Source organism: Streptomyces sp. WAC00040 (assembly GCF_056835925.1).
This window is the reverse complement of the sequence record NZ_JAKQZE010000001.1, coordinates 833847-859645: the sequence shown is the minus strand read 5'-3', so window position 1 is coordinate 859645 and position 25799 is coordinate 833847. Positions and strand designations below refer to the sequence as shown.

At 67.3% G+C, this 25799-nt stretch carries 17 protein-coding genes and 3 rRNA genes; 13 read left to right on the top strand and 7 right to left on the bottom strand.

Going from position 1 to position 25799, the window contains the following annotated elements:
* Window positions 1–171: 171 nt before the first annotated feature.
* Both ahcY and MDN94_RS03880 read left to right on the top strand, forming a co-directional pair.
* Window positions 172–1629, top strand: a complete 1458-nt coding sequence (ahcY, locus tag MDN94_RS03885; protein WP_482724573.1) for an adenosylhomocysteinase — start codon at window positions 172–174, stop codon at window positions 1627–1629.
* A 143-nt stretch (window positions 1630–1772) separates the two neighbouring features.
* On the top strand, window positions 1773–2387 hold the full coding sequence (locus tag MDN94_RS03880) for a hypothetical protein (RefSeq protein ID WP_482724572.1): 615 nt from the start codon (window positions 1773–1775) through the stop codon (window positions 2385–2387).
* A 112-nt stretch (window positions 2388–2499) separates the two neighbouring features.
* On the opposite strand, the gene MDN94_RS03875 is transcribed toward MDN94_RS03880, so the two are convergent.
* The gene (locus MDN94_RS03875; protein WP_482724571.1) at window positions 2500–3459 is read right to left on the bottom strand and encodes an RDD family protein; all 960 of its coding nucleotides are present in this window, start codon (window positions 3457–3459) and stop codon (window positions 2500–2502) included.
* Between the two features lie 148 nt (window positions 3460–3607).
* On the opposite strand from MDN94_RS03875, the gene MDN94_RS03870 reads away from it, so the two are divergent.
* The 4 genes from MDN94_RS03870 (at window position 3608) to rrf (ending at window position 10333) form a co-directional block, all read left to right on the top strand.
* Window positions 3608–4615: a stage II sporulation protein M gene (locus MDN94_RS03870; protein WP_482724570.1), complete on the top strand. Its 1008-nt coding sequence runs from the start codon at window positions 3608–3610 to the stop codon at window positions 4613–4615.
* Between the two features lie 592 nt (window positions 4616–5207).
* A 16S ribosomal RNA gene (locus MDN94_RS03865) occupies window positions 5208–6735 on the top strand.
* A gap of 281 nt (window positions 6736–7016) precedes the next feature.
* Window positions 7017–10141: ribosomal RNA gene (locus tag MDN94_RS03860) — 23S ribosomal RNA — on the top strand.
* Between the two features lie 75 nt (window positions 10142–10216).
* Window positions 10217–10333, top strand: a 5S ribosomal RNA gene (gene rrf / locus MDN94_RS03855).
* Together the 16S, 23S and 5S rRNA genes form the textbook arrangement of a ribosomal RNA operon.
* A 119-nt stretch (window positions 10334–10452) precedes the next feature.
* On the opposite strand, the gene MDN94_RS03850 is transcribed toward rrf, so the two are convergent.
* Genes MDN94_RS03850 through MDN94_RS03830 form a run of 5 tightly spaced genes read right to left on the bottom strand, consistent with a single transcriptional unit; the run spans window position 10453 to window position 15891 of the window.
* The gene (locus MDN94_RS03850) at window positions 10453–11763 is read right to left on the bottom strand and encodes a DUF58 domain-containing protein (protein WP_482724569.1); all 1311 of its coding nucleotides are present in this window, start codon (window positions 11761–11763) and stop codon (window positions 10453–10455) included.
* Window positions 11764–11770: 7 nt separating this feature from the next.
* The gene (locus MDN94_RS03845) at window positions 11771–12754 is read right to left on the bottom strand and encodes an AAA family ATPase (protein ID WP_482724568.1); all 984 of its coding nucleotides are present in this window, start codon (window positions 12752–12754) and stop codon (window positions 11771–11773) included.
* Window positions 12751–13977, bottom strand: coding sequence for a DUF4350 domain-containing protein (locus MDN94_RS03840; RefSeq protein WP_482724567.1), 1227 nt, complete (start codon window positions 13975–13977; stop codon window positions 12751–12753). The genes MDN94_RS03845 and MDN94_RS03840 overlap by 4 nt, the downstream gene beginning before the upstream one ends.
* Window positions 13974–14663 carry a DUF4129 domain-containing protein gene (locus MDN94_RS03835; protein WP_482724566.1) on the bottom strand — a complete coding sequence of 230 codons (690 nt, stop codon included), beginning with the start codon at window positions 14661–14663 and terminating at the stop codon, window positions 13974–13976. Before MDN94_RS03835 ends, MDN94_RS03840 begins: the two co-directional genes overlap by 4 nt.
* A 4-nt stretch (window positions 14664–14667) precedes the next feature.
* Entirely contained in the window at window positions 14668–15891 is a 1224-nt protein-coding gene (locus tag MDN94_RS03830) for a DUF7847 domain-containing protein (RefSeq protein WP_482724565.1), read from the bottom strand.
* Window positions 15892–16073: 182 nt separating this feature from the next.
* On the opposite strand from MDN94_RS03830, the gene mtnA reads away from it, so the two are divergent.
* The 7 genes from mtnA (at window position 16074) to MDN94_RS03795 (ending at window position 24556) form a co-directional block, all read left to right on the top strand.
* A complete protein-coding gene (gene mtnA / locus MDN94_RS03825; protein ID WP_482724564.1) occupies window positions 16074–17219 on the top strand; it encodes an S-methyl-5-thioribose-1-phosphate isomerase in 1146 nt (381 codons plus the stop codon).
* Between the two features lie 4 nt (window positions 17220–17223).
* Window positions 17224–17913: a two-component system response regulator MtrA gene (gene mtrA / locus MDN94_RS03820; protein ID WP_005316841.1), complete on the top strand. Its 690-nt coding sequence runs from the start codon at window positions 17224–17226 to the stop codon at window positions 17911–17913.
* A 1-nt stretch (window position 17914) separates the two neighbouring features.
* Window positions 17915–19912 (top strand): MtrAB system histidine kinase MtrB, encoded by a 1998-nt coding sequence (gene mtrB / locus MDN94_RS03815; RefSeq protein ID WP_482724563.1) that lies wholly within the window; start codon window positions 17915–17917, stop codon window positions 19910–19912.
* Window positions 19902–21758 (top strand): LpqB family beta-propeller domain-containing protein, encoded by a 1857-nt coding sequence (locus MDN94_RS03810; RefSeq protein WP_482724562.1) that lies wholly within the window; start codon window positions 19902–19904, stop codon window positions 21756–21758. Before mtrB ends, MDN94_RS03810 begins: the two co-directional genes overlap by 11 nt.
* A 78-nt stretch (window positions 21759–21836) precedes the next feature.
* Window positions 21837–22562 (top strand): ComF family protein, encoded by a 726-nt coding sequence (locus MDN94_RS03805; RefSeq protein WP_482724561.1) that lies wholly within the window; start codon window positions 21837–21839, stop codon window positions 22560–22562.
* A gap of 332 nt (window positions 22563–22894) precedes the next feature.
* On the top strand, window positions 22895–23587 hold the full coding sequence (gene hpf / locus MDN94_RS03800; RefSeq protein WP_159691493.1) for a ribosome hibernation-promoting factor, HPF/YfiA family: 693 nt from the start codon (window positions 22895–22897) through the stop codon (window positions 23585–23587).
* Between the two features lie 207 nt (window positions 23588–23794).
* Entirely contained in the window at window positions 23795–24556 is a 762-nt protein-coding gene (locus MDN94_RS03795) for a response regulator (RefSeq protein WP_482724560.1), read from the top strand.
* A 51-nt stretch (window positions 24557–24607) separates the two neighbouring features.
* Here the strand turns inward: MDN94_RS03795 and MDN94_RS03790 are convergent, their stop codons facing one another.
* Window positions 24608–25768, bottom strand: coding sequence for a winged helix-turn-helix domain-containing protein (locus tag MDN94_RS03790; protein ID WP_482724559.1), 1161 nt, complete (start codon window positions 25766–25768; stop codon window positions 24608–24610).
* Window positions 25769–25799 lie beyond the last annotated feature (31 nt).

The window sequence follows — 25799 nt, the reverse complement described above, 5'->3', positions numbered from 1 at the left end:
TAACCAGTCAGACGTCGCTGCTGATGGCGGTCGGGCGGTCCCGCGCGGACCGGCCGAGGGAGAGAGGGCCTCCGACGGACTGTCCTGCGGACTCCCGGGCATTCGTATGCCCTGGCCCGCCGCAGAGCCAGCCGTAACCACCCTCGACCCGAACCACGAGGAGCAGCTCGCATGTCGACTGTCGCCAATGGCCAGGACTTCAAGGTCGCCGACCTTTCCCTCGCCGCCTTCGGCCGCAAGGAGATCACTCTCGCCGAGCACGAGATGCCCGGCCTGATGTCGATCCGCAAGGAGTACGCCGACGCCCAGCCGCTCGCCGGCGCCCGCATCACCGGCTCCCTGCACATGACCGTGCAGACCGCCGTCCTCATCGAGACCCTTGCCGCGCTCGGCGCCGAGGTCCGCTGGGCCTCCTGCAACATCTTCTCCACCCAGGACCATGCCGCCGCCGCCATCGCGGTCGGTCCGAACGGCACCCCGGAGAACCCGCAGGGCATCCCGGTCTTCGCCTGGAAGGGCGAGACGCTGGAGGAGTACTGGTGGTGCACGGAGCAGGCCCTGACCTGGCCGAACACCCCCACCGGGGGCCCGAACATGATCCTGGACGACGGCGGTGACGCCACCCTCCTGGTCCACAAGGGCGTCGAGTTCGAGAAGGCGGGCGCCGCTCCCGACCCGTCCACCGCGGACAGCGAGGAGTACAGCCACATCCTCCGCCTGCTGAACCGCACGCTCACCGAGAACCCGCAGAAGTGGACGCAGCTGGCGTCGGAGATCCGCGGCGTGACGGAGGAGACCACCACCGGTGTCCACCGCCTCTACGAGATGCACCGCGACGGCGCCCTGCTGTTCCCGGCGATCAACGTGAACGACGCGGTCACGAAGTCGAAGTTCGACAACAAGTACGGCTGCCGGCACTCGCTGATCGACGGCATCAACCGCGCCACCGATGTGCTGATCGGCGGCAAGACGGCGGTCGTGTGCGGTTACGGCGACGTGGGCAAGGGCTGCGCGGAGTCGCTGCGCGGCCAGGGCGCCCGGGTGATCATCACCGAGATCGACCCGATCTGCGCGCTGCAGGCGGCGATGGACGGCTACCAGGTCACCACGCTGGACGAGGTGGTGGAGAGCGCGGACATCTTCATCACCACGACCGGCAACAAGGACATCATCATGGCCTCGGACATGGCCCGGATGAAGCACCAGGCCATCGTGGGCAACATCGGCCACTTCGACAACGAGATCGACATGGCCGGCCTGGCGCAGCTGCCGGGTGTGGTGAAGGACGAGGTCAAGCCGCAGGTCCACACCTGGACCTTCCCCGACGGCAAGGTCCTGATCGTGCTGTCCGAAGGACGCCTGCTGAACCTCGGCAACGCGACCGGCCACCCCTCCTTCGTGATGTCCAACTCGTTCGCGGACCAGACCCTGGCGCAGATCGAGCTGTTCACCAAGCCGCAGGAGTACCCGACCGACGTCTACGTGCTGCCCAAGCACCTCGACGAGAAGGTCGCCCGGCTCCACCTCGACGCCCTCGGCGTCAAGCTCACCACCCTGCGCCCGGAGCAGGCCGCCTACATCGGCGTCGACGTCGACGGCCCGTACAAGCCGGACCACTACCGCTACTGATCACGACGACGGCTCAGCGCCGTAGGCAGTACTCGCAGAGCAGTACCAGGCAGGCCCCCGCACCCCCGTGTCGGGGGCCTGCCCCGTACCCTCCTCGAACGGCTCCGGCTCACGCCTCACCGCACAAGGACACCTACGCCCCCATGCCCCGCGGCCGCTATTCGCTCCACGATCCGCACGACCACACCCCCCTCGGCGAAGAACACTTCCAATGCGCCCCCGGCCCGTCCGGCTGGCGATACGTCTCCCGGACCACCACTCCCTCCGGCGGCGACGCCGGCTCCGTCGAGCTCGCGCTCGACGAGCTGGGCCGCCCCATCCGCCTCGAACTCCACGCGGCGAGCTGGCAGGTCCGCGGCGCGGCGATCGACGGCGTCACCTGGGTCCGCACCGACCCGACCGGAACCGACGCGCGTGAAGGGAACGCCCCCGCCCACGCCTTCACCGGCACCTCCCCCGCCTTCCTTGTCGCAACGGCCCGGCTGCTGCGCCTCGCACCCGTCTCCCCCGCCACCCGCATCCGTCTCGTCGCCTTCACCGACCCAGTACTCGCACCCCGGACCGTCGACCAGTCCTGGGCTCTGGTGAAAAGTGAAGCGCACACCACTGACAACGGCCTTCTGACAGTGGACGAATACCAGGTCAACGCCCTGGACACGGGCGAGCAGCACGTGATTCACATCGCCGGGGACGTGGTCCTCGCGGCGCCGGGCATCGAACTCGAGGACCTCGAGAGCCCACCCTCCACCTTCCGCTGACCGCGGCGCGCCGGGCGGGCCGTCCCTGCCGACGGGCTCGGCGGACCGAGGCCTTCCGGCACCGAACGCGCGGCGTTCCGGTCGGACGCTCGAGTGATCGACGCTCGGTCGCTCAGGCGGGAGGGGCGAAACCTCCGGGCGTCCCGGTCGGCGGGACGTAGGTTTGGGCCGGCGCACTAGGGCGGGGGAAGGGTGAGCTGCCTGTGGCGGCAGCGGCATACCGGGTGTCTACGCTCCCGACCGTCGTTTCCGCGGGGACCGCAATGGGGGCGACCGCAGCGGGACCGGCAGCGCCGGCCCCCGGGCCGGCTTCGCGCGCGGCCGCGGTGAACGCTCGCCGGGCGTCACGGGCCTGCCGCTCGTTTACCACGGCTGCCAGATACGCGGCCGGCGGCACGCCCTCAGGCGCCGGCGCTCCCGTGCGCTCCGCCAGATCGCCGGCCAGCCGCTGCGCCATGGACCAGTTCACGGCGGGATCCAGCTGCCTCATACGGGTCAGGTACTGGCGTATCGCCAGCCACAGGTCGTCCGGCACACCCGAGAGGTCGAGCTGGGCGAACCGTCCTACCAGCCACGGCGGCGGAGGAGGCGACGCCATCGGGCCACGGGCGGCCGGGACCCGCTCCCTCACGACGAGTGTCCCGGCAAAGACGTCGCCTATTCGCCGCCCCCGTTCCGACACCAGCGAAGCGATGCAGGCGATGACCCCGAACGTGAAGAGAACCTCCACGACGCCCATCGCCCCGCGCACCAACGCGTGCCGGAATCTGATCGGCCCGCCGTCGTCACGGACCACCCGCAGTCCGCAGGCCAGCTTTCCCAGGGAACGACCGTGGCTGAGGGTCTCCACGGCTATCGGCGCACCGACGAGGACCAGCAGGAACGAGGCGATGGACACCGCCATGACCGCGGCCTCGTCCAGTGATGCCGTCGCGAGTGCCAGACCGATAGACAGGAACAGGTACACGGTCCAGATGACGGCGAGATCGATCACCAGGGCGAGCGCCCGGCTCGGCAGCCTTGCCGGCTGCAGCCCCAGTACGACCGCGTCCCCCGTCACTAGCCCACTCACTGCTGCCCCCTGTCGTCGCGTTCTTCGGTCTTCCCTGCCCCTTGATCTCCCAGTCTGCCAAGCTGACCGGCAGCGTGTCGCAGTAGTGCAGCAGTGAAGTAGTACGGACCGTACGCAATGCACCCAGTGCCTGGAGCAGCAGCCGACCATGGACCTCGACGTCTTCGTGACAGCCCACCGTGCCGAGTGGGACCGCCTGGACCACCTCCTTCGGCGGGGCGGTCACCTGACCGGCGCGGAAGCAGACGAGCTCGTCGCCCTCTACCAGCGCACGGCCACTCATCTCTCTCTCGTGCAGTCCAGCGCTCCGGAACCGGCACTGACCGCGAGGCTCACCCAGCTCGTGGCACGGGCACGAGCTGTGGTCACCGGCACCCGGCGGTCGAGCTGGAGGGACGCGGTCCACTTCCTCACCGCCGGTTTTCCCGCCGCCGTCTACCGCTCCCGGCACTGGTGGATACCGACCGCGGTGCTCTCCACCCTCGTCGCCGCCCTCATCGGCTGGTGGATCGGAACCCACCCGGAGGTCCAGTCGGCGATCGGGGCACCGGAGGAACTCCGTCGGCTGACCCGGCCCGGCGGGGAGTACGAGACCTACTACTCGAGCCATCCCGCGGCCTCGTTCGCCGCCCAGGTGTGGACGAACAACGCTCAGGCAGCCGCCATGTGCCTGACCCTAGGTGCGTTCCTGTGCCTGCCGGTCATCTGGATCCTCTTCCTCAACATGCTGAATCTGGGTGTGGGTATCGGACTCATGTCGTCCGCCGGCCGGCTCGACGTCTTCCTCGGGCTGGTGCTCCCGCACGGCCTGCTCGAACTGACGGCCGTGTTCGTCGCGGCCGGCACCGGTCTGCGCCTCGGCTGGACGGTGATCGACCCGGGACCGCTGAGCCGTCGTACCGCACTTGCGCAGCAGGGCCGGGCGGCGCTCGGCATGGCCATCGGGCTCGCACTGGTGCTGTTCGTGTCGGGCGTGATCGAGGGCTTCGTAACCCCCTCCGGCCTGCCGACGTGGGCTCGCATCACCATCGGCATCGTCGCCGAGCTGGGCTTCCTCGCGTACGTCTACGTCCTAGGTGGCCGAGCGGCCCGTGCAGGAGACACGGGCGATGTGGAGGAGGCCGACCGCAGCGCCGAGCTGCCCACGGCGGCCTGATGTGCGTGCGGGCCTCGTGAGCTGCTAGTCTCCTCTTCGCCCCGCAGCCCCGTTGACACGGGACCCGTGGGGAGGTAGATTTTAACGGTTGCCTCGGACTGGACAGGTTCGGGCGTGAACATTTAAAGTCTGTCTGGCTCTCGCCGGGAAATGATTTCCGCGGAGCCGCTTCCCGATTCCTTATCCGAATCACAACGCCGATTAGGTCGGCCAAGATGATTCTGATAAAGTTCGGATCAGCCGAAAGGCAAAAAGGCCCTCCAACGGCCACCCGGAAATGACATCCGAACCGGAAACGGAACGGAAAACAGATCTGGTAAGGTTGGAAACGCAAGACCGAAGGGAAGCGCCCGGAGGAAAGCCCGAAGAGGGTGAGTACAAAGGAAGCGTCCGTTCCTTGAGAACTCAACAGTGTGCCAAAAATCAACGCCAGATATGTTGATACCCCGTCCATCTTCGGATGGTCGAGGTTCCTTTGAAAAAGTCCATCCCGCTTGCGGGGTGGCAATCACAGCGAGGACGCTGTGAACGACCGGTCTTATTCCGACCGGTTGTTCCGCTCTTCGGATGTGCACCCGATCACGGGTAAACATTCATGGAGAGTTTGATCCTGGCTCAGGACGAACGCTGGCGGCGTGCTTAACACATGCAAGTCGAACGATGAACCTCCTTCGGGAGGGGATTAGTGGCGAACGGGTGAGTAACACGTGGGCAATCTGCCCTTCACTCTGGGACAAGCCCTGGAAACGGGGTCTAATACCGGATAACACTGCGGATCGCATGGTCTGCGGTTGAAAGCTCCGGCGGTGAAGGATGAGCCCGCGGCCTATCAGCTTGTTGGTGGGGTGATGGCCTACCAAGGCGACGACGGGTAGCCGGCCTGAGAGGGCGACCGGCCACACTGGGACTGAGACACGGCCCAGACTCCTACGGGAGGCAGCAGTGGGGAATATTGCACAATGGGCGAAAGCCTGATGCAGCGACGCCGCGTGAGGGATGACGGCCTTCGGGTTGTAAACCTCTTTCAGCAGGGAAGAAGCGAAAGTGACGGTACCTGCAGAAGAAGCGCCGGCTAACTACGTGCCAGCAGCCGCGGTAATACGTAGGGCGCAAGCGTTGTCCGGAATTATTGGGCGTAAAGAGCTCGTAGGCGGCTTGTCGCGTCGGATGTGAAAGCCCGGGGCTTAACCCCGGGTCTGCATTCGATACGGGCAGGCTAGAGTGTGGTAGGGGAGATCGGAATTCCTGGTGTAGCGGTGAAATGCGCAGATATCAGGAGGAACACCGGTGGCGAAGGCGGATCTCTGGGCCATTACTGACGCTGAGGAGCGAAAGCGTGGGGAGCGAACAGGATTAGATACCCTGGTAGTCCACGCCGTAAACGTTGGGAACTAGGTGTTGGCGACATTCCACGTCGTCGGTGCCGCAGCTAACGCATTAAGTTCCCCGCCTGGGGAGTACGGCCGCAAGGCTAAAACTCAAAGGAATTGACGGGGGCCCGCACAAGCAGCGGAGCATGTGGCTTAATTCGACGCAACGCGAAGAACCTTACCAAGGCTTGACATATACCGGAAAGCATCAGAGATGGTGCCCCCCTTGTGGTCGGTATACAGGTGGTGCATGGCTGTCGTCAGCTCGTGTCGTGAGATGTTGGGTTAAGTCCCGCAACGAGCGCAACCCTTGTTCTGTGTTGCCAGCATGCCCTTCGGGGTGATGGGGACTCACAGGAGACTGCCGGGGTCAACTCGGAGGAAGGTGGGGACGACGTCAAGTCATCATGCCCCTTATGTCTTGGGCTGCACACGTGCTACAATGGCCGGTACAAAGAGCTGCGAAGCCGTGAGGCGGAGCGAATCTCAAAAAGCCGGTCTCAGTTCGGATTGGGGTCTGCAACTCGACCCCATGAAGTCGGAGTTGCTAGTAATCGCAGATCAGCATTGCTGCGGTGAATACGTTCCCGGGCCTTGTACACACCGCCCGTCACGTCACGAAAGTCGGTAACACCCGAAGCCGGTGGCCCAACCCCTTGTGGGAGGGAGCTGTCGAAGGTGGGACTGGCGATTGGGACGAAGTCGTAACAAGGTAGCCGTACCGGAAGGTGCGGCTGGATCACCTCCTTTCTAAGGAGCACATGGCCGACTGCGAGCGAATGACTCGCACGGTTGCTCATGGGTGGAACGTTGATTATTCGGCACTCTTGACCATCTCTGGTCTGTCAGTACTGCTTCGGCGTGGAACACGGACTCGGGGACGGCGAGAGGGCCGGGCACACTGTTGGGTGTCTGAGGGTGCGAGCGTTGCTCGTCCTTCGGGATGCCGGCCCCAGTGAACTCACCTTGCAGGTGGGGTGATGGGTGGCTGGTCGTTGCTTGAGAACTACACAGTGGACGCGAGCATCTGTGGCCAAGTTTTTAAGGGCGCACGGTGGATGCCTTGGCACCAGGAACCGATGAAGGACGTGGGAGGCCACGATAGTCCCCGGGGAGCCGTCAACCAGGCTTTGATCCGGGGGTTTCCGAATGGGGAAACCCGGCAGTCGTCATGGGCTGTCACCCGCTGCTGAACACATAGGCAGTGTGGAGGGAACGAGGGGAAGTGAAACATCTCAGTACCCTCAGGAAGAGAAAACAACCGTGATTCCGGGAGTAGTGGCGAGCGAAACCGGATGAGGCCAAACCGTATGCGTGTGATACCCGGCAGGGGTTGCGCATACGGGGTTGTGGGATCTCTCTTTCATTGTCTGCCGGCAATGAGACGAGTCAGAAACCGTATGAATAGGCGAAGGACATGCGAAAGGTCCGGCGTAGAGGGTAAGACCCCCGTAGCTGAAATTCATGCGGCTCGTTTGAGAGACACCCAAGTAGCACGGGGCCCGAGAAATCCCGTGTGAATCTGGCGGGACCACCCGCTAAGCCTAAATATTCCCTGGTGACCGATAGCGGATAGTACCGTGAGGGAATGGTGAAAAGTACCGCGGGAGCGGAGTGAAATAGTACCTGAAACCGTGTGCCTACAAGCCGTGGGAGCGTCGCTGTATGTGCTTGCACATGCAGTCGTGACTGCGTGCCTTTTGAAGAATGAGCCTGCGAGTTAGCGGTGTGTAGCGAGGTTAACCCGTGTGGGGAAGCCGTAGCGAAAGCGAGTCCGAACAGGGCGATCGAGTTGCACGCTCTAGACCCGAAGCGGAGTGATCTAGCCATGGGCAGGTTGAAGCGGAGGTAAGACTTCGTGGAGGACCGAACCCACCAGGGTTGAAAACCTGGGGGATGACCTGTGGTTAGGGGTGAAAGGCCAATCAAACTCCGTGATAGCTGGTTCTCCCCGAAATGCATTTAGGTGCAGCGTCGTGTGTTTCTTGCCGGAGGTAGAGCACTGGATAGGCGATGGGCCCTACCGGGTTACTGACCTTAGCCAAACTCCGAATGCCGGTAAGTGAGAGCGCGGCAGTGAGACTGTGGGGGATAAGCTCCATGGTCGAGAGGGAAACAGCCCAGAGCATCGACTAAGGCCCCTAAGCGTACGCTAAGTGGGAAAGGATGTGGAGTCGCAGAGACAACCAGGAGGTTGGCTTAGAAGCAGCCACCCTTGAAAGAGTGCGTAATAGCTCACTGGTCAAGTGATTCCGCGCCGACAATGTAGCGGGGCTCAAGCGTACCGCCGAAGTCGTGTCATTCCAGCATGAGGGCCAACGCCCGCTGGGATGGGTAGGGGAGCGTCGTGTGCCGGGTGAAGCAGCCGCGGAAGCGAGTTGTGGACGGTTCACGAGTGAGAATGCAGGCATGAGTAGCGATACACACGTGAGAAACGTGTGCGCCGATTGACTAAGGGTTCCTGGGTCAAGCTGATCTGCCCAGGGTAAGTCGGGACCTAAGGCGAGGCCGACAGGCGTAGTCGATGGACAACCGGTTGATATTCCGGTACCCGCTTTGAAACGCCCAATATCGAATCAGGCGATGCTAAGTCCGTGAAGCCGCCGGCTGAGTCTTCGGACGAGGTCGGAGTGGTGGAGCCGACGAACCAGACTTGTAGTAGGTAAGCGATGGGGTGACGCAGGAAGGTAGTCCAGCCCGGGCGGTGGTTGTCCCGGGGTAAGGGTGTAGGACGTGGGGTAGGCAAATCCGCCTCACACATAGTCTGAGACCTGATGCCGAGCCGATTGTGGTGAAGTGGATGATCCTATGCTGTCGAGAAAAGCCTCTAGCGAGTTTCATGGCGGCCCGTACCCTAAACCGACTCAGGTGGTCAGGTAGAGAATACCGAGGCGTTCGGGTGAACTATGGTTAAGGAACTCGGCAAAATGCCCCCGTAACTTCGGGAGAAGGGGGGCCATCACTGGTGATCCGATTTACTCGGTGAGCTGGGGGTGGCCGCAGAGACCAGCGAGAAGCGACTGTTTACTAAAAACACAGGTCCGTGCGAAGCCGTAAGGCGATGTATACGGACTGACGCCTGCCCGGTGCTGGAACGTTAAGGGGACCGGTTAGTCACTCTTCGGGGTGGCGAAGCTGAGAACTTAAGCGCCAGTAAACGGCGGTGGTAACTATAACCATCCTAAGGTAGCGAAATTCCTTGTCGGGTAAGTTCCGACCTGCACGAATGGCGTAACGACTTCTCGACTGTCTCAACCATAGGCCCGGTGAAATTGCACTACGAGTAAAGATGCTCGTTTCGCGCAGCAGGACGGAAAGACCCCGGGACCTTTACTACAGTTTGATATTGGTGTTCGGTTCGGCTTGTGTAGGATAGGTGGGAGACTGTGAAGCTTGGACGCCAGTTCAGGTGGAGTCGTCGTTGAAATACCACTCTGGTCGTGCTGGATGTCTAACCTGGGTCCGTGATCCGGATCAGGGACAGTGTCTGATGGGTAGTTTAACTGGGGCGGTTGCCTCCCAAAGGGTAACGGAGGCGCCCAAAGGTTCCCTCAGCCTGGTTGGCAATCAGGTGTTGAGTGTAAGTGCACAAGGGAGCTTGACTGTGAGACCGACGGGTCGAGCAGGGACGAAAGTCGGGACTAGTGATCCGGCGGTGGCTTGTGGAAGCGCCGTCGCTCAACGGATAAAAGGTACCCCGGGGATAACAGGCTGATCTTCCCCAAGAGTCCATATCGACGGGATGGTTTGGCACCTCGATGTCGGCTCGTCGCATCCTGGGGCTGGAGTCGGTCCCAAGGGTTGGGCTGTTCGCCCATTAAAGCGGTACGCGAGCTGGGTTTAGAACGTCGTGAGACAGTTCGGTCCCTATCCGCTGTGCGCGTAGGAGTCTTGAGAAGGGCTGTCCCTAGTACGAGAGGACCGGGACGGACGAACCTCTGGTGTGCCAGTTGTCCTGCCAAGGGCATGGCTGGTTGGCTACGTTCGGAAAGGATAACCGCTGAAAGCATCTAAGCGGGAAGCCTGCTTCGAGATGAGGACTCCCACCTCCTTGAGAGGGTAAGGCTCCCAGTAGACGACTGGGTTGATAGGCCGGATATGGAAGCCCTGTAAGGGGTGGAGTTGACCGGTACTAATAGGCCGAGGGCTTGTCCTCAGTTGCTCGCGTCCACTGTGTTAGTTCTGAAGTAACGAACTCGCCTTGCCGGCTTGAGTTCCAACTTCATAGTGTTTCGGTGGTCATTGCGTTAGGGAAACGCCCGGTTACATTCCGAACCCGGAAGCTAAGCCTTTCAGCGCCGATGGTACTGCAGGGGGGACCCTGTGGGAGAGTAGGACGCCGCCGAACAATCATTGTGGGAAAGCCCCGCACCTCTGGTGCGGGGCTTTCCTGCGTTCAGGGGCAATTCCCGTACGACAGGGGCGCCGGTTCCCGGGCGAGCCGGCCGCATCTGAAGGAGTGCGGGTTCAGAGGCGACCGGCTGCTTTGAGAGCGAGATAGGCATCGGCGAGGGCGGGCGCGATCTTCTCCGGCGTCGCATCCACAACAGTGACCCCGTGGCGCTGCAACTGTTCCGCCGCCCGGCTGCGCTGGGACTGCGCCTGGGTCGCTGCCGCGGCGTCGTAGACGCCGTCGACCGAGCCGCGTGTCGCCTTCATGCGTTCGATGTGAGGGTCCCCCACAGAGGCCACGAGAACGGTGTGGCGCTGTGTGAGCTGCGGGAGGACGGGCAGCAGGCCCTCCTCGACGGGAGCGGCGTCGAGGCTCGTCAGAAGGACGATGAGGGACCGGCGGGGGGCGTTCGTCAGCGCGGCAGCGCTGAGGCCGCGGGCATCTGTCTCGACCAGTTCCGGCTCCAGGGGAGCGAACGCGTTGACCATGGCCGGAAGAACGTCGCCTGCGGACCGACCGACGACCTGGGCGCGGATGCGGCGGTCGTACGCGAGCAGTCCGATCCGGTCACCGGCCCGTGACGCCAGCGCGCCCAGCAGGAGCGCGGCGTCCATCGCGGCGTCCAGGCGCGGGACATCCCCGACGCGTCCCGCCGAGGTGCGTCCCGTGTCGAGAACGATCAAGATGTGCCGGTCCCGTTCCGGGCGCCATGTGCGCACGGCAACGGTGGTCCGACGCGCGGTGGCCCGCCAGTCGATGGAGCGGGTGTCGTCCCCGGGCACGTAGTCGCGAAGACTGTCGAACTCCGTTCCCTGGCCCCGGATCAGCACACTGGTGCGGCCGTCGAGTTCGCGCAGTCGCGCCAGGCGGGACGGCAGGTGCTTGCGGCTCGTGAACGGCGGGAGAACGCGGACCGTCCAAGGGACCTTGTGATTGCCCTGCCGGGCCGCCAGGCCCAGCGGCCCGTAAGAGCGGATCGTGATGCGGTCCGGTCGGCGGTCGCCACGTCGTGTGGGTTGCAGGACCGTGGTGAGCCGGCGGCGCTCGCCGGCCGGAACGGTCACCTTGTGGCGTGAGGCGGACTGCTCCGCACCCGGTCTCCAACTGCTCGGCGGCCAGGCATCGCGAAGGTCGGCCCGCAGGCGCCGCCCCGACGGGTTGGTGACCATCAGGTCTACCTTCACGGCGTCACCGAGTCGAACGGATGTATCACCATTTCGGGTGAACCGAAGCGTTCGCACTGGCGCGGCGAGGGCGTAGTCGCACAGGATTGCGAGTGAGAGGGGCGCGTTGACAGCGAGCATCCCGGTCCAGCTCGGAGCGAGGATGCCTACGGGGAGTGAGCCGAGCGCGGCCAGGAGTGCGGTTCGTCCTGTGAGAGCCATCGGTGCCTCAGCGCGGTACGGGGACGTGGGCGAGGATCGCGGTGATGACGGAGTCGGCGGTGACTCCCTCCATCTCCGCCTCGGGCCGGAGCTGCATCCGGTGCCGAAGGGTGGGCAGGGCGAGGGCCTTCACATCGTCCGGGATGACGTAGTCGCGCCCGGTGAGCCAGGCCCAGGCGCGGGCGGTGGACAGCAGCGCGGTTGCGCCTCGGGGGGAGGCACCCAGAGTGAGTGAGGGGGATTCACGCGTGGCACGGCAGATATCGACGACATAAGCGGCAATCTCGGCGGAGATGGAGGTCTTGGCCACGGCGACACGGGCCGCTTCCAGTTCCGCAGGGCCGGCAACGGGACGTACCCCCGCCGCTTCGAGATCGCGGGGATTGAAGCCCTCCGCGTGTCGGGTCAGGACATTGATCTCGTCCTCGCGGGAGGGGAGGGGAACCGTCAGCTTGAGGAGGAAGCGGTCCAGCTGTGCTTCCGGAAGGGGGTAGGTGCCCTCGTATTCGACGGGGTTCTGCGTCGCGGCGACGAGGAAGGGATCGGGGAGCGGACGAGGCGTGCCGTCGACCGTCACCTGTCGCTCCTCCATCGCTTCGAGGAGCGACGACTGGGTCTTGGGCGGTGTGCGGTTGATCTCGTCGGCGAGAAGGAGGTTCGTGAAGACCGGCCCGGGCTGGAACGAGAACTCGGACGTGTGGCTGTCGTAGACAAGGGACCCGGTGACGTCGCTCGGCATGAGGTCGGGGGTGAACTGGACGCGCTTCGTGTCGAGCTCGAGTGACGCAGCCAGGGCACGCACCAGGAGTGTCTTGGCGACGCCCGGCACTCCCTCGAGAAGGACGTGACCGCGGCAGAGCAGAGCCACGACGAGACCGGTGACAGCGGGGTCCTGGCCGACCACGGCCTTGGCGATCTCGGTGCGCAGGGCCTCCAGGGAGGCGCGGGCGCGGTCCGAGCTCTCGGCTGTCTCGGGGGTCGGGGCGCTCATGAGGTGCGTACCTCTCTTTCGAGGGCGTCGAGTTGGTCTGCGAGTCGAACGAGTGCGGTGTCGTCGGCCGGTGGAGCGCCGAAGAGCAGTTCACGGAGGTCGTGTTCACCCTGGGGGAGGTGCGCGGAGACCGCGGGAAGCAGGGCGTCGGGCGAGTGGGTGTCGGCGGCGGAGACACCGAGAAGCGGGGAAAGGCGGGCTCTCGTGGCGGAACGGAGCGAGGCGGCTGCGCGGTCGCGCGCGTTCACCTTGCGGTAGAGACGGGCGCGGCCCTCGGTTGACTCCGACGCGCGGATGGCGACCGGCAGTTGCTCGGTCACCAGAGGGCCGAGCCGGCGGGCACGCCAGACGGCCGCCAGGACGGCCGCCACGAGGAGTTGCAGCGTGCCCCACAGCCAGCCGCCGGGGATCAGATTGAAGAACGTGTCCTCGCCGTCCGTTTCGCCGGTGCCCTGGTCGTCGCCGTCTCCGTCGGCGGGGCTCGCCGCGGAAGGGTCGTCGAGAGCAGGGATGTACCAGACCACTTCGGGCCGGGACCCGAGTAGTTGCAAGGCGAGGGAGGCATTGCCGTGCTTGTCGAGACGATCGTTGTAGAGGATGTCCGGAGCGCCCAACAGGACGATGTCACCGTCGTTCGGCGCGTCGAGCCTCACAAGGGAGGGAAGGCCGTCGCTCGGGTAGCAACTGTCGGCGCCGGGTGGCTCCGGCGAGTAGCGCACTCCGCCGAGATCGGCGGTGCCTGCGCGGCGGGCGGCGGGGAGGTCGCACCGGGGGCTGCGCTCGGACACCTCGGTCCGGGATTCGATGTCGACGTCCGGCGCGAGTGTGCCGATGGAGGAGAAGCCGGGGGCGATCAGCACTGTTCGTCCGCCGGCGGAGAGGGTCGCGGACCGGAAGACCTGCTGCTGAGTGGTCGTCAGCATGTCGGGCTCGGTGACGAGGACGGTGGTGTCGGCGCCGGCTGCGGCGGTGGCGTCGGCCAGCGTGGTGACGACCCTGGTCGAGATTCCCCGGTCCTTGAGGAGTTCGGCGACAGCACGGCTGCCGTTCCGGTCCACGGAGCGTGGGTCGAGACGGCCGTGGTGATCGCCCGAGCGCAGTGCCGCCATGGCGATACCGGCCACGACGAGAAGGAGGAGCACGAGGAGCAGGCCCCGGACCCGGTTCCAGACCTGGCGGGTGGAGGGCGACATGGACGTGGTGCTGCCCGTGAGGCCGGTCATTCGGCGGCTCCCTCGGCGGCGGTGGCCGACAGGGGCTTGGTGCTCTCCAGGGCGAGGTCCAAGTCCCGAAGTCGTTCGTACGCCTGCCGATCGGCGGTGCGACCGCCGTACGTGACGTCATCGAAGACACGGGCCGCGGCGCGTAGTTCGTCGGCGTGGTGGGGGAGTGGACGCCCCGCTTCCGCGGCGGCCTCGTCGGCGGTACGGCCCGGCCTGGCGTCGAGGAGCGTGCGTTCCTCCAGTGAGCGGACGATGGCGCGCATGCGCTCCTGCACCGCCTGGTTCCACCGTTCGGCGGCGGCGTGCTTGTCCGCCGCGGCGCGGTGCGCGGAAGCGCTGCGCGGACCGTCTTCGAAGAGGGAGTCCGACGACGTACGGACCATGCGCTGGGGCTTACCGAGCCGCCACCACAGGGCGGCCGCGAGGGCGACGACGACGAGGATGACGGCGACCAGGCCGATCAAGCCGCCCGGCGTGCCGCTCGATGCCGCGCCGAAGAGACTGTCGACCCACTCCCAGAAGCGGTCGAGGGCGCGCTCGAGAAGGTTCGGGTCGTTCTCGTGGTACATCGGCCTGGACAGCTCTCGCTCCGCCGCCTCGCGTGCGGGGTCGCGCGGAGTGTCCACCGGTACGTCGTCGCTCGCGACGGCCAGCAGTGCCGCCGTCGCGCCCCCCGTGCCCAACACCGCATCAGCCCCCGGTGGAGCGGTCACCGGGAGGCGCCGACCCGTAGCCGGAGACGCCGGCTGCACGCGCGAGTTCGAGGTCGAGCGCTTCGCGGCGGATGCGCTGGTCGACGTAGAGGAGCACCGTCACGCCGGCGGAGATCGGGTAGGTGATCGACGAGGCGATCACGGATCCGATGCCCGTGATGATCAGGAAGGGCCAGCCGAAGTCGGGGCCGGTACCGGTGAACAGATCACCGACTCCGGCGCCGTCCACCGCGAAGCCGATGATCGTGAACGGGATGGCGATGACCATGCTCACGACGAAGACCAGCAGCAGGGTCAGCAGTGTGATCCCGAAGATGCGCCACCAGGCACCTTGGACGAGCTTGGCGGAGCGGCGCAGCGAAGTGATGACGCCTTGACGTTCCAGCACGAGAGCGGGGGACGCCAGGGCGAAGCGGACCATCAGCCAGATGATGACGGTGATGGCGGCGAGACCGCCGACCACGGAGAGGAGCACGCCCGCGCCGCCGATGAGCATTCCCGGCAGTACGCCGACGGTCATGATCGCGGCGCTGCCCAGCGGCAGCAGCAGGGTGAGCCCCAGAAGGTGCGGGAGTCGTGGCCTGGCCTCGCGCCAGGCCTCTGCGAGGGTGATCGGGCGGCCGAGCACCGAGCGGCTGATCACCACAGTGAGCAGAGCGGTGGTGAGCAGAGTGCCGATCAAGGTGATCAACAGAGCGGGGCCGAGGGCCACCAGGCTCGCCTGCAGCGACTCGACGGACTGCTTCAGCGTCTCCTCAGGCGTCGCATTGGGATCGACCTCGGGAGGCGCCGGGAGCAGGTAACGCTCCACAAGGATGCTGCAGATCTGGGAGATGACGGAGACCGTGATCGTCACGCTCAGGACCGTGCGCCAGTGCGCACGCAGCGTCGACACCGCGCCGTCGAGGATTTCCCCGACGCCGAGGGGCCGAAGCGGGATGACTCCCGGCTTTGCCGCGGCGGGGGGCCCGCCCCAGCCGCCGCCGTGGTGCCTGCCGCCGCCCCATTGCGGCGGGGGCGGGCCGGGGACCCGGCCGGGGCCGGTCGGCGCGGACCACTGTCCGGGAGGGGGCTGCTCCTTGGACCACTTCGAGGCAGGACCGCTTCCGTCCGCGGGCGGCGCGGGCTGCGGTACGCCGGGGCCGTTCTGGCCTTCGGAAGGAGCCGATCCGGGCGATGCCCAACCCGGAGTGTCGTTCACGGTCGTCCACCTCATGGATCGTTCACGGGGCCGACCCGTCGAGCCGGCGCGTTCACAGTGTCCTTCCGCCTGTCCGGGCGGCCGGTTGGCTGCCATCGTGCCACGCGCGAGCTGTCCGCGGACCGGAGCCCGGGTCAGCTTCGTAGCTTCATTGTCGGAGCGGCACCGGGCAGACTGGGCGGATGGCTGATCAGTACGTACAAAACCCGGTGGGTGCCGAGCCGTCGAAGCTTCCCGTGCTGCGCTGGGACGAGCCGCCCGAAGGGCCCGTACTGGTACTTCTCGACCAGACACGGCTCCCCGCCGAAGAGGTCGAGCTGGTCTGCACCGACGTTTCTGTCCTGGTGCGGGCCATCCGCACGCTCGCGGTGCGCGGGGCGCCGCTCCTCGGCATCGCCGGTGCTTACGGCGTGGCCCTCGCGGCGCTGCGGGGCTTCGACGTGGACGAGGCCGCGGAGCTGCTGGAGACGGCGCGGCCCACCGCCGTCAACCTCGGGTACGGGGTGCGGCTGGCGGCGTCCGCGTACCGGACCGCCGTCGAGCGTGGGGCCGATGGCGAAGAGGCGGCCCGCGCGGCGCTCGCGGCGGCCGAGGAACTGCACCGCCGTGACGAAGAGGCCAGCCGGCTGATGGCCCGGCACGGTCTGGCGCTGCTCGATGAGCTACTGCCAGGCGGGGGTCACCGGATCCTGACGCACTGCAACACCGGGGCACTGGTGTCGGGCGGTGAGGGCACGGCGTTCGCCGTTGCGCTCTCGGCGCACCGGGAGGGCCGGCTCCAACGGCTGTGGGTGGACGAGACGCGGCCGCTGCTGCAGGGCTCCCGGCTCACCGCCTACGAGGCGGCACGCAACGGACTGCCCTACACGCTGCTGACGGACAACGCCGCGGGCTCCCTGTTCGCGGCCGGAGAGGTGGACGCCGTGCTGATCGGGGCGGACCGGATCGCCGCGGACGGCTCGGTGGCGAACAAGGTCGGGAGCTATCCGCTGGCCGTGCTCGCCAAGTACCACCATGTGCCGTTCATCGTGGTCGCCCCCACGACGACGATCGACCTGGCGACACCGGACGCCGCGGCGATCGAGGTGGAGCAGCGGCCTGGGCACGAGGTGACGGAGGTAACATCCCCGCAGTCCGCAGTGGCCGGCGCCGGAAGCGGCGGGCAGACAGTGGCCCCCCTGGGAACCCAGGCGTACAACCCCGCATTCGATGTCACGCCGCCGGATCTGGTGACGGCGATCGTCACCGAGGAGGGGGTGTTGTCGCCGGTCACCGTGGGCGGCGTAGCGGAGCTGTGTGCCAGGTCACGCCAGGTAACGATTAGCTAATGGGATGATGTCGTTTATGAAGGGACGAGTCCTTGTCGTCGACGACGACACCGCACTGGCCGAGATGCTCGGCATTGTGCTGCGTGGTGAAGGTTTCGAGCCGTCGTTCGTAGCGGACGGTGACAAGGCACTTGCCGCTTTCAGGGAGGCCAAGCCGGATCTGGTGCTGCTCGACCTCATGCTGCCCGGAAGGGACGGCATCGAGGTGTGCAGGCTGATTCGGGCGGAGTCGGGTGTTCCGATCGTGATGCTCACTGCCAAGAGCGACACCGTCGATGTCGTGGTCGGGCTCGAGTCCGGGGCCGACGACTACATCGTCAAGCCGTTCAAGCCGAAGGAACTGGTCGCCCGGATCCGGGCCCGGCTGCGGAGGTCGGAGGAGCCCGCGCCGGAGCAGCTGACGATCGGGGACCTGGTCATCGACGTCGCCGGTCACTCCGTGAAGCGGGACGGGCAGTCGATAGCGCTGACCCCCCTGGAGTTCGACCTGCTGGTCGCACTGGCGCGCAAGCCCTGGCAGGTGTTCACCCGAGAGGTGCTGCTGGAGCAGGTATGGGGCTACCGCCACGCCGCCGACACCCGGCTGGTGAACGTGCATGTGCAACGGCTGCGCTCCAAGGTCGAGAAGGATCCCGAGCGGCCGGAGATCGTGGTGACCGTCCGTGGTGTCGGTTACAAGGCCGGGCCGAGCTGACATGTCCAATGGCAGCGTTGCTCCGAAGCCCGGCGAGCCGGGGGTCCGTACGGGGCGGGCTGCCGGACCGGGGCGTGGGCCCTCGCGATTCGGCCGTCTGCTCCATGGCGGACGGCTGCTCCAGGAAAGCGCCCCCGGCGGGCCGGTGCCCCGGCTCGTCATGCGCTGGGTGCGCCGTCCCCTGCTACCTGCCGTGAGGCTGTGGCGTCGGAACATTCAGCTCCGGGTGGTCGTGAGCACCCTCTTGATGTCACTGGGCGTAGTGGTGCTGCTCGGGTTCGTCGTCATCGGACAGGTGCGCAACGGTCTGCTCGACGCCAAGGGCCAGGCGGCGCAGAGTCAGGCGGCCGGCGGTTTCGCTGTCGCCAGGGAGAAGGCGAACGCGCCGATCGGCCCAGGCGGCGGACAGGGCGACAACGCGGCGGACGGGAACGCCCGTACGTGGCGTTCCGATCTCGTCGTGCAGCTTTCCAGTGGCGGCCAGGGCGCTTTCAACGTGGTCGCGCTCAGCGCCGACGCCCAGGGCGCGGGTACCAGCCGTGCGCCGCGCACCTCGGGTGGCGTGGACCCGGCGAGCATCCCGCAGGATCTGCGGGACGCCGTGCGGCAGGGCGGGGGGACGTTCGAGACGTACCTCAGCATCCGTTACACGGACAACGTGGTCGATCCCGAGCCCGGGCTCGTCGTGGGCACACAGCTGAACGACATCGAGGGCAATCCCTACGAGCTGTACTACGTGTTCCCCCTGGCGCAGGAGGAACAGTCGCTGAACCTGGTCAGAGGCACCCTCGCCACGGCGGGACTCTTCGTCGTGGTGCTGCTCGGCGCCATCGCCTGGTTGGTGGTGCGCCAGATCGTCACCCCCGTACGGATGGCGGCCGGGATCGCGGAGCGTCTCGCGGCGGGCCGGCTCCAGGAGCGGATGAAGGTCACCGGCGAGGACGACATCGCCAGGCTCGGCGAGGCGTTCAACAAGATGGCGCAGAACCTTCAGCTGAAGATCCAGCAGCTCGAGGAGCTCTCCAGGATGCAGCGCCGCTTCGTCTCGGACGTTTCGCACGAGCTGCGTACGCCGCTGACGACGGTGCGGATGGCCGCCGATGTCATTCACGAGGCGCGCAGCGACTTCGACCCGGTGACGGCACGCTCCGCCGAACTCCTCGGTGACCAGCTCGACCGCTTCGAGTCGCTGCTCTCCGACCTGCTGGAGATCAGCAGGTTCGACGCGGGCGCCGCCGCGCTCGAGGCGGAGCCGATAGATCTGCGCGAGGTCGTACGGCGGGTCATCGGCGGCGCCGAGCCGCTGGCGGAACGCAAGGGCAGCCGTATACGGGTCCTCGGCGATGAGCAGCCCGTCGTCGCCGAGGCCGATGCCCGGCGGGTCGAGCGAGTGCTGCGCAATCTCGTGGTCAACGCCGTCGAGCACGGTGACGGCAAGGACGTCGTGGTCCGTATGGCCGTGGCGGGCGGCGCCGTCGCGGTCGCGGTGCGGGACTACGGCGTGGGTCTCAAGCCCGGCGAGGCGACGCGTGTGTTCAACAGGTTCTGGCGTGCCGATCCGGCGCGTGCACGGACCACGGGCGGTACCGGCCTCGGCCTGTCGATCGCCGTCGAGGACGCCAGGCTGCACGGTGGCTGGCTGCAGGCGTGGGGCGAGCCGGGTGGCGGCTCGCAGTTCCGCCTGACCCTGCCGCGCACGGCGGACGAGCCGCTGCGCGGCAGCCCGATACCGCTGGAGCCGGAGGACTCGCGGCAGAACCGGGAGCGTGCGGCCTCGTCGGGGAAATCTGAGGGGAACGGGCACCGGATGACGTCCGTGCCAGCTCAGACGGCGTCGGACCTGTCACCGCTGCCGCCGCGCAGCGCGCCCCCCGAGGTCGACCCGACAGCGCTGCCGGGCAACGGCTCACGCGTGGTGGCACGGCAGGCAGGAGAGCGGGGCGACCTTCCCGCTGCGAGGGCTTCATCGGAGCGGGAGGAAACGACTCGTGGGCGCTGACACCCGTCGTCACGGGCAGGCGGGCGTGCGGCGTGCAGCGGCGCTGCTCGGCTGCAGCGGAGTGCTGCTGGCCGGGTGCGCGTCGATGCCGGACACCGGCGATGTCCACGCCGTCAAGGCGTCTCAGCGGGCGGACTCGCAGGTGCGGGTGTACGCGGTGCCGCCGAGGAAGGACGCGACCCCCGACGAGATCGTCACGGGCTTCCTCGAGGCGATGACCAGTGACGACACCAACTTCGACACCGCACGCTCGTACCTGACACCGGAGGCGTCGGAGAAGTGGCAGCCGGAGGCGAGCACGACGGTGCTGGCGTCGGCCCCGGACCCGGGCGTGCCGATCCCGGGCCGCCGGGACAACCCCGGGATGAGTTACCCGCTGCTCGGACAGCACATCGCCACCGTCGACGCGCAGCACGCCTACCAGCCCGTTACGCCGAGCGAGTACCGCCGGACCATCCATCTGTCGCAGAAGGCGGGCCCCGACGGTAAGCAGTGGCGCATCGACAGCCTGCCCTCCGGGCTGCTGCTGGGCGCCTCCGACTTCGAGCGCAACTATCGCTCGGTCAACAAGTACTACTTCGCCTCCGGACGCGACGTCGTGGTCGCCGACCCGGTCTACATCAGGCAGCGGCAGGATCCCGTGACCCGGATGGACCCGGTGACCCAGGCGGTCAAGGCACTGCTGGAAGGGCCCACGAACTGGCTGAAGCCGGTTGTCGAGTCGCGGTTCCCGACCGGTACGGCGATGAAGCTCAAGGACGGCGCCACGTCGCTGTCCTTCGACGACCGCAACGGCCTGAAGGTGCCTTTGGACGACAAGGCGTCGAACGTGGGGCGCACGCAGTGCATGAAGATGGCGGCGCAGATCATGTTCACCATCAAGGACCTGTCGGCGGCGAGGCTCGAGCAGGTCGAACTGCTGCGCGCGAACGGATCGCAGCTGTGTGTGATGAGTGCCGGCCAGGCCGAGGGCTACGCGCCGGACCACTCCTCCGGCCGCCCGGACAACCAGTACTTCGTCGACAGCAAGCGCCGCCTGGCCCTGTTGGCGGCGGGGGCGGCGGAGGCCGGAGAACCGCAGAACGTGGCAGGCCCCTTCGGTGACGGCCGCCTCGCGGTGGACGCGGTCGGTGTGGCGAGGGACGAACACAAGGCCGCGGCCGTCGCCGGCGACTTCAGCAGGCTGTACGTGGCGTCGATCGTCTCCGACAGCAAGCTGGGCGACCCGGTGATCACCAGCGCCGGCAAGGGACCCGACAACCGTCTGACGGCGCCCAGCTGGGACGGGCGTGGGGATCTGTGGGTGGCCGACCGGGATCCGGACGCGCCGGCACTCAAACGCCTGCAGAACGACGCGGACGCCGCGGAGGAGGTCAAGATCGTTCCAGGGCTGGACGGAGCGCGCATCCAGGCGGTGAAGGTGTCCGCGGACGGTGCGCGGATCGCGCTGCTGCTGACCGAGGGCGGCAGTACGACCCTGAAGATCGGGCGCGTGGAACGGCACGGCGACAGCGACGATCCCGTGGTGACCGTCACCGAACTGCGGCCCGCCGCACCGCAGATGGAGGCCGTCACGGCGGTGTCGTGGGCGGGGCCGAGCAGGCTTGTCGTGGTCGGCAAGGAGGCCGGCGGCGTTCAGCAGGTGCGGTACATCCAGACGGACGGCTCGACCGTCCCCAAGGGGATCCTGCCGGGCCTCAACCAGGTGAAGTCGGTCGCCGCGTCGGACGACGAGAGCCAGCCGCTCGTGGCCTACTCGCAGGAGGACGGCATCGTGCGCCTGCCCGCCGGCGCCAACTGGCAGACGCTGGTCAAGGAAGGCACCGCGCCGGTCTACCCGGGCTAGAGGCGCGGTGGCGGACCGCCCGGCAGTGTTGTCCACAGGGCCTGCCGGGCTGTCCGCCGCCCTGCCACAGTGGTCCTCATGCGGGCGTGGTGGCGCGAAATCTCCGGTCTGGTGATCCCTGCTGTCTGCGGCGGCTGCGGCACGCCCCGCACGCAGCTGTGCGAGGGGTGCGAGCAGTCGCTGCACCGGCATGCGGCACGCAGGGCCAGACCGGTGCCGGAGCCCGCGGGGCTCCCTGTGGTGCACGCCGCGGCGGCCTACACCGACTCGGTCCGCGCCGTGATCCTGGCGCACAAGGAGCGGGGCGCGCTCGGGCTGGCCGGGCCGCTCGGGGCGGCACTGGCCGCCTCCGTGCGGGCGACCGTGGGACGCGCGAACGGTTCGGGCGGGCCCGTGCTGCTCGTGCCCGTGCCCTCCGCGCCGGGCGCCGTCCGGGCGCGTGGTCACGACGCGGCACGGCGTATCGCCCTTGCGGCTGCGGCCGAGCTGCGGCGTACGGGCCGGGCCGTGCGGGTGCTCCCGGTTCTGCGGCAGCGGCGCCGGATGGCCGACCAGGCGGGCCTCACGGCCCGCGAGAGGCTCGCGAACGTGGCGGGAGCCCTGGAGGTCCGGGCCGGAGGTGCGCGGCTCCTGGCGGGCGGCAGGGCGGTGATCGTGGACGATCTCATGACGACCGGGGCGACGCTCGTCGAGGCGGCGCGGGCACTGAGTGCCGTGAGTGGGTCGGATCCGGGTGCCGCGGTGCCGGCCCGGGCGGCGGTCGTCGCCGTTCCACCGATGTCCTTCGACATAAACCGGAACTGAATGAGAACCCGCGTCGTTGCTGCTAGTGACAGGACAAAAACCCCTGATCGGAGGTACCTCCGAGTAGCGGGTGCCGACACCCGTCCCAGAGAGCTATGTTCGGTGTGAGGAATGGCGACAAGCACACCTCACCGAATGGCTGCCGGTTTTCCCGGTCGGGAAAGCGCGGCGGCGACACTTCAAAAATTGGGTGAGTGGAGATCTTGCCGACTGGGGAGGAGGAGGTGAAAGTCGCCAAGTCCGAGGCTCCGGAGATCACCGGAGCCTGGTGCAAGAGGGAGATGCTCCGCAGCCGGTGAGCGGGCGGAGCGAATCCGGGAACGGAGTTCTGCGTGGACATCGTCGTCAAGGGCCGCAAGACCGAGGTGCCCGAGCGGTTCCGCAAGCACGTGGCCGAGAAGCTGAAGCTGGAGAAGATCCAGAAGCTCGACGGCAAGGTGATCAGCCTCGACGTCGAGGTGTCCAAGGAGCACAACCCGCGGCAGGCCGACCGTTCCGACCGCGTGGAGATCACACTCCGCTCGCGGGGCCCGGTGATCCGGGCCGAGGCCGCGGCCGCGGACCCGTACGCAGCGCTGGACCTCGCGACCGGCAAGCTGGAGGCTCGCCTTCGCAAGCAGCACGAGAAGCGCCACAACCGGCGTGGCGCCGGCCGCCTGTCCGCGGCCGAGGTGGTCGATGTCGTCCCCGGCGTCGCAGAGTTGAGCGCCACCAACGGCCGGCCCCTCGCCCAGGAGGCGACCGAGTCCGTTCCCACCACCAAGATCGGCTCGATCGAGGTGCAGGGTGAAGGACCGCTGGTGGTCCGCGAGAAGCTGCACACAGCAGCACCGATGACGCTCGACCAGGCGCTCTACGAAATGGAGCTGGTCGGGCACGACTTCTATCTCTTCGTCGACTCCGAGACGAAGCAGCCCAGTGTCGTCTACCGGCGACACGCCTACGACTACGGCGTCATTCACCTGGAGACGGACCCCTTGGCCGGCTCCGAGGCAGGCGGCGCCGGAGGTGCGCTCGGCGGCTGACGCCGAAATCCCGTAGCCCTGTCGACGAAGAATCCCGGTGCCCCTGGAGCGCCTCGTGCGCCCCCAGGGGCACCCTCGTGCGACAACAGGATCACCGCATTGTCGCCCGGGCATGAAAGCATGACGTCGTAAGCCAACCGGTGCGCCCCGCACTGACGTTGGCGGACCACACATGATCTTCGGGCCACGGCCTCAGGGGGAGGAACGATGGCGGACACTTTCGGTCCGGTGCACGGCAGTACGGGCCACCCCGGTGAAACGCACTCGGACGGTGAACGGCAGAGCGAGGAGGAGGGCGGCGGGGGCAAGGAGCCCATCCGGGTCCTGGTCGTCGACGACCACGCGCTGTTCCGGCGGGGACTGGAGATCGTCCTCGCACACGAGGAGGGCATCGAGGTCGTCGGTGAGGCGGGCGACGGGGCGGAGGCCGTGGACAAGGCGGCCGACCTGCTGCCGGACATCGTGCTGATGGATGTGCGGATGCCGAAGCGGGGTGGCATCGAGGCGTGCACCTCCATCAAGGAGGTGGCCCCCAGCGCGAAGATCATCATGCTGACGATCAGCGACGAGGAGGCCGACCTCTACGACGCGATCAAAGCGGGGGCGACCGGTTATCTCCTCAAGGAGATCTCCACGGACGAGGTCGCGACCGCCATCCGAGCGGTTGCGGACGGGCAGTCACAGATCAGCCCCTCCATGGCGTCGAAGCTGCTCACCGAGTTCAAGTCGATGATCCAGCGCACCGACGAGCGCAGGCTGGTGCCCGCGCCACGGCTCACCGACCGGGAGCTGGAGGTGCTCAAGCTCGTGGCGACGGGCATGAACAACCGGGACATCGCGAAGGAGTTGTTCATCTCGGAGAACACCGTCAAGAACCATGTGCGGAACATCCTGGAGAAGCTTCAGCTGCACTCCAGGATGGAGGCCGTGGTCTACGCGATGCGGGAGAAGATCCTCGAGATCCGGTAGCCGAGGCCCCCGGGGTCCGTCGGGTACAGGCGGGCCGACCGGTCCGCGATGTCAGTCCAGGGCCTTGACCAGGTCCGCCATGAACTCGGGGCGGTCGATCCGCTCGACGCGGACGGAGTCGCAGCCCACCCACTCCGCCGCCTCACGCAGGGCCTGCGCCATCGGAGCCACGGCCTTGGGAGTGTCCAGCGAGACCTGGCGGGCCACCAGCGTCCTGCCCTCGCGTGCCGGGTCGACACGGCCCAGCAGCTTCCCACCGGCGAGCAGCGGCATCGCGAAATAGCCGTGCACCCGCTTCTGCTTGGGGACATAGGCCTCCAGCCGGTGGGTGAAGCCGAAGATGCGCTCGGTCCGTGCGCGCTCCCAGATCAGCGAGTCGAACGGCGAGAGCAGGGTCGTGCGGTGCCGGCCGCGCGGCGGGGAGGCGAGCGCCGCCGGATCCGCCCAGGCGGGCTTGGCCCAGCCCTGGACCCGGACAGGCACCAGCCCCGAGTCCGCGACGACGGCGTCGAACTGCTCGCCCTTGAGGCGGTGGTAGTCCGCGATGTCCGCGCGCGTGCCGACGCCCAGCGACTCACCCGCCAGCCGCACGAGACGGCGCAGGCATTCGGTGTCGTCCAGGTCGTCGTGCAGCAGGTCGTCGGGGATCGCCCGCTCCGCGAGGTCGTACACCCGCTTCCAGCTGCGCCGCTCCGTGCACACGACCTCGCCGTACATCAGGGCGCGTTCGACGGCGACCTTGGAGGCGGACCAGTCCCACCACTCCCCGCCGTTGTTCGCGCCGCCAAGGCCGGTCGCGGTCAGCGGGCCCTCCGCACGCAGTTGCTTGATCACGGCGTCGTACGCGCCGTCCGGGAGGTCGTGGTACCACTGCGGGCGGGCGCGGTAGGCGCGCCGCCTGAAGGCGAAGTGGGGCCACTCCTCGACGGGCAGGATGCACGCAGCGTGCGACCAGTACTCGAAGCTGTGGCCACCCGTCCAGTAGGCGTCCTCGACCGCCTTGCGGCCGACGGCGCCGAGCCGCGCGTACGGGATCAGCTCGTGCGAGCGGGCCAGCACCGAGATCGTGTCCAGCTGCACGGCGCCGAGATGACGCAGGACTCCTCGCACCCCGCTCCGCCTGTCGGGAGCGCCCAGGAACCCCTGGGCGCGCAGGGCGATGCGGCGGGCCTCGTCGGCCGAGAGTTCGAGGGTGGGTGGCGGCGTCGTCATGTCCTGCACCATAGAGGGCGCCACTGACAGT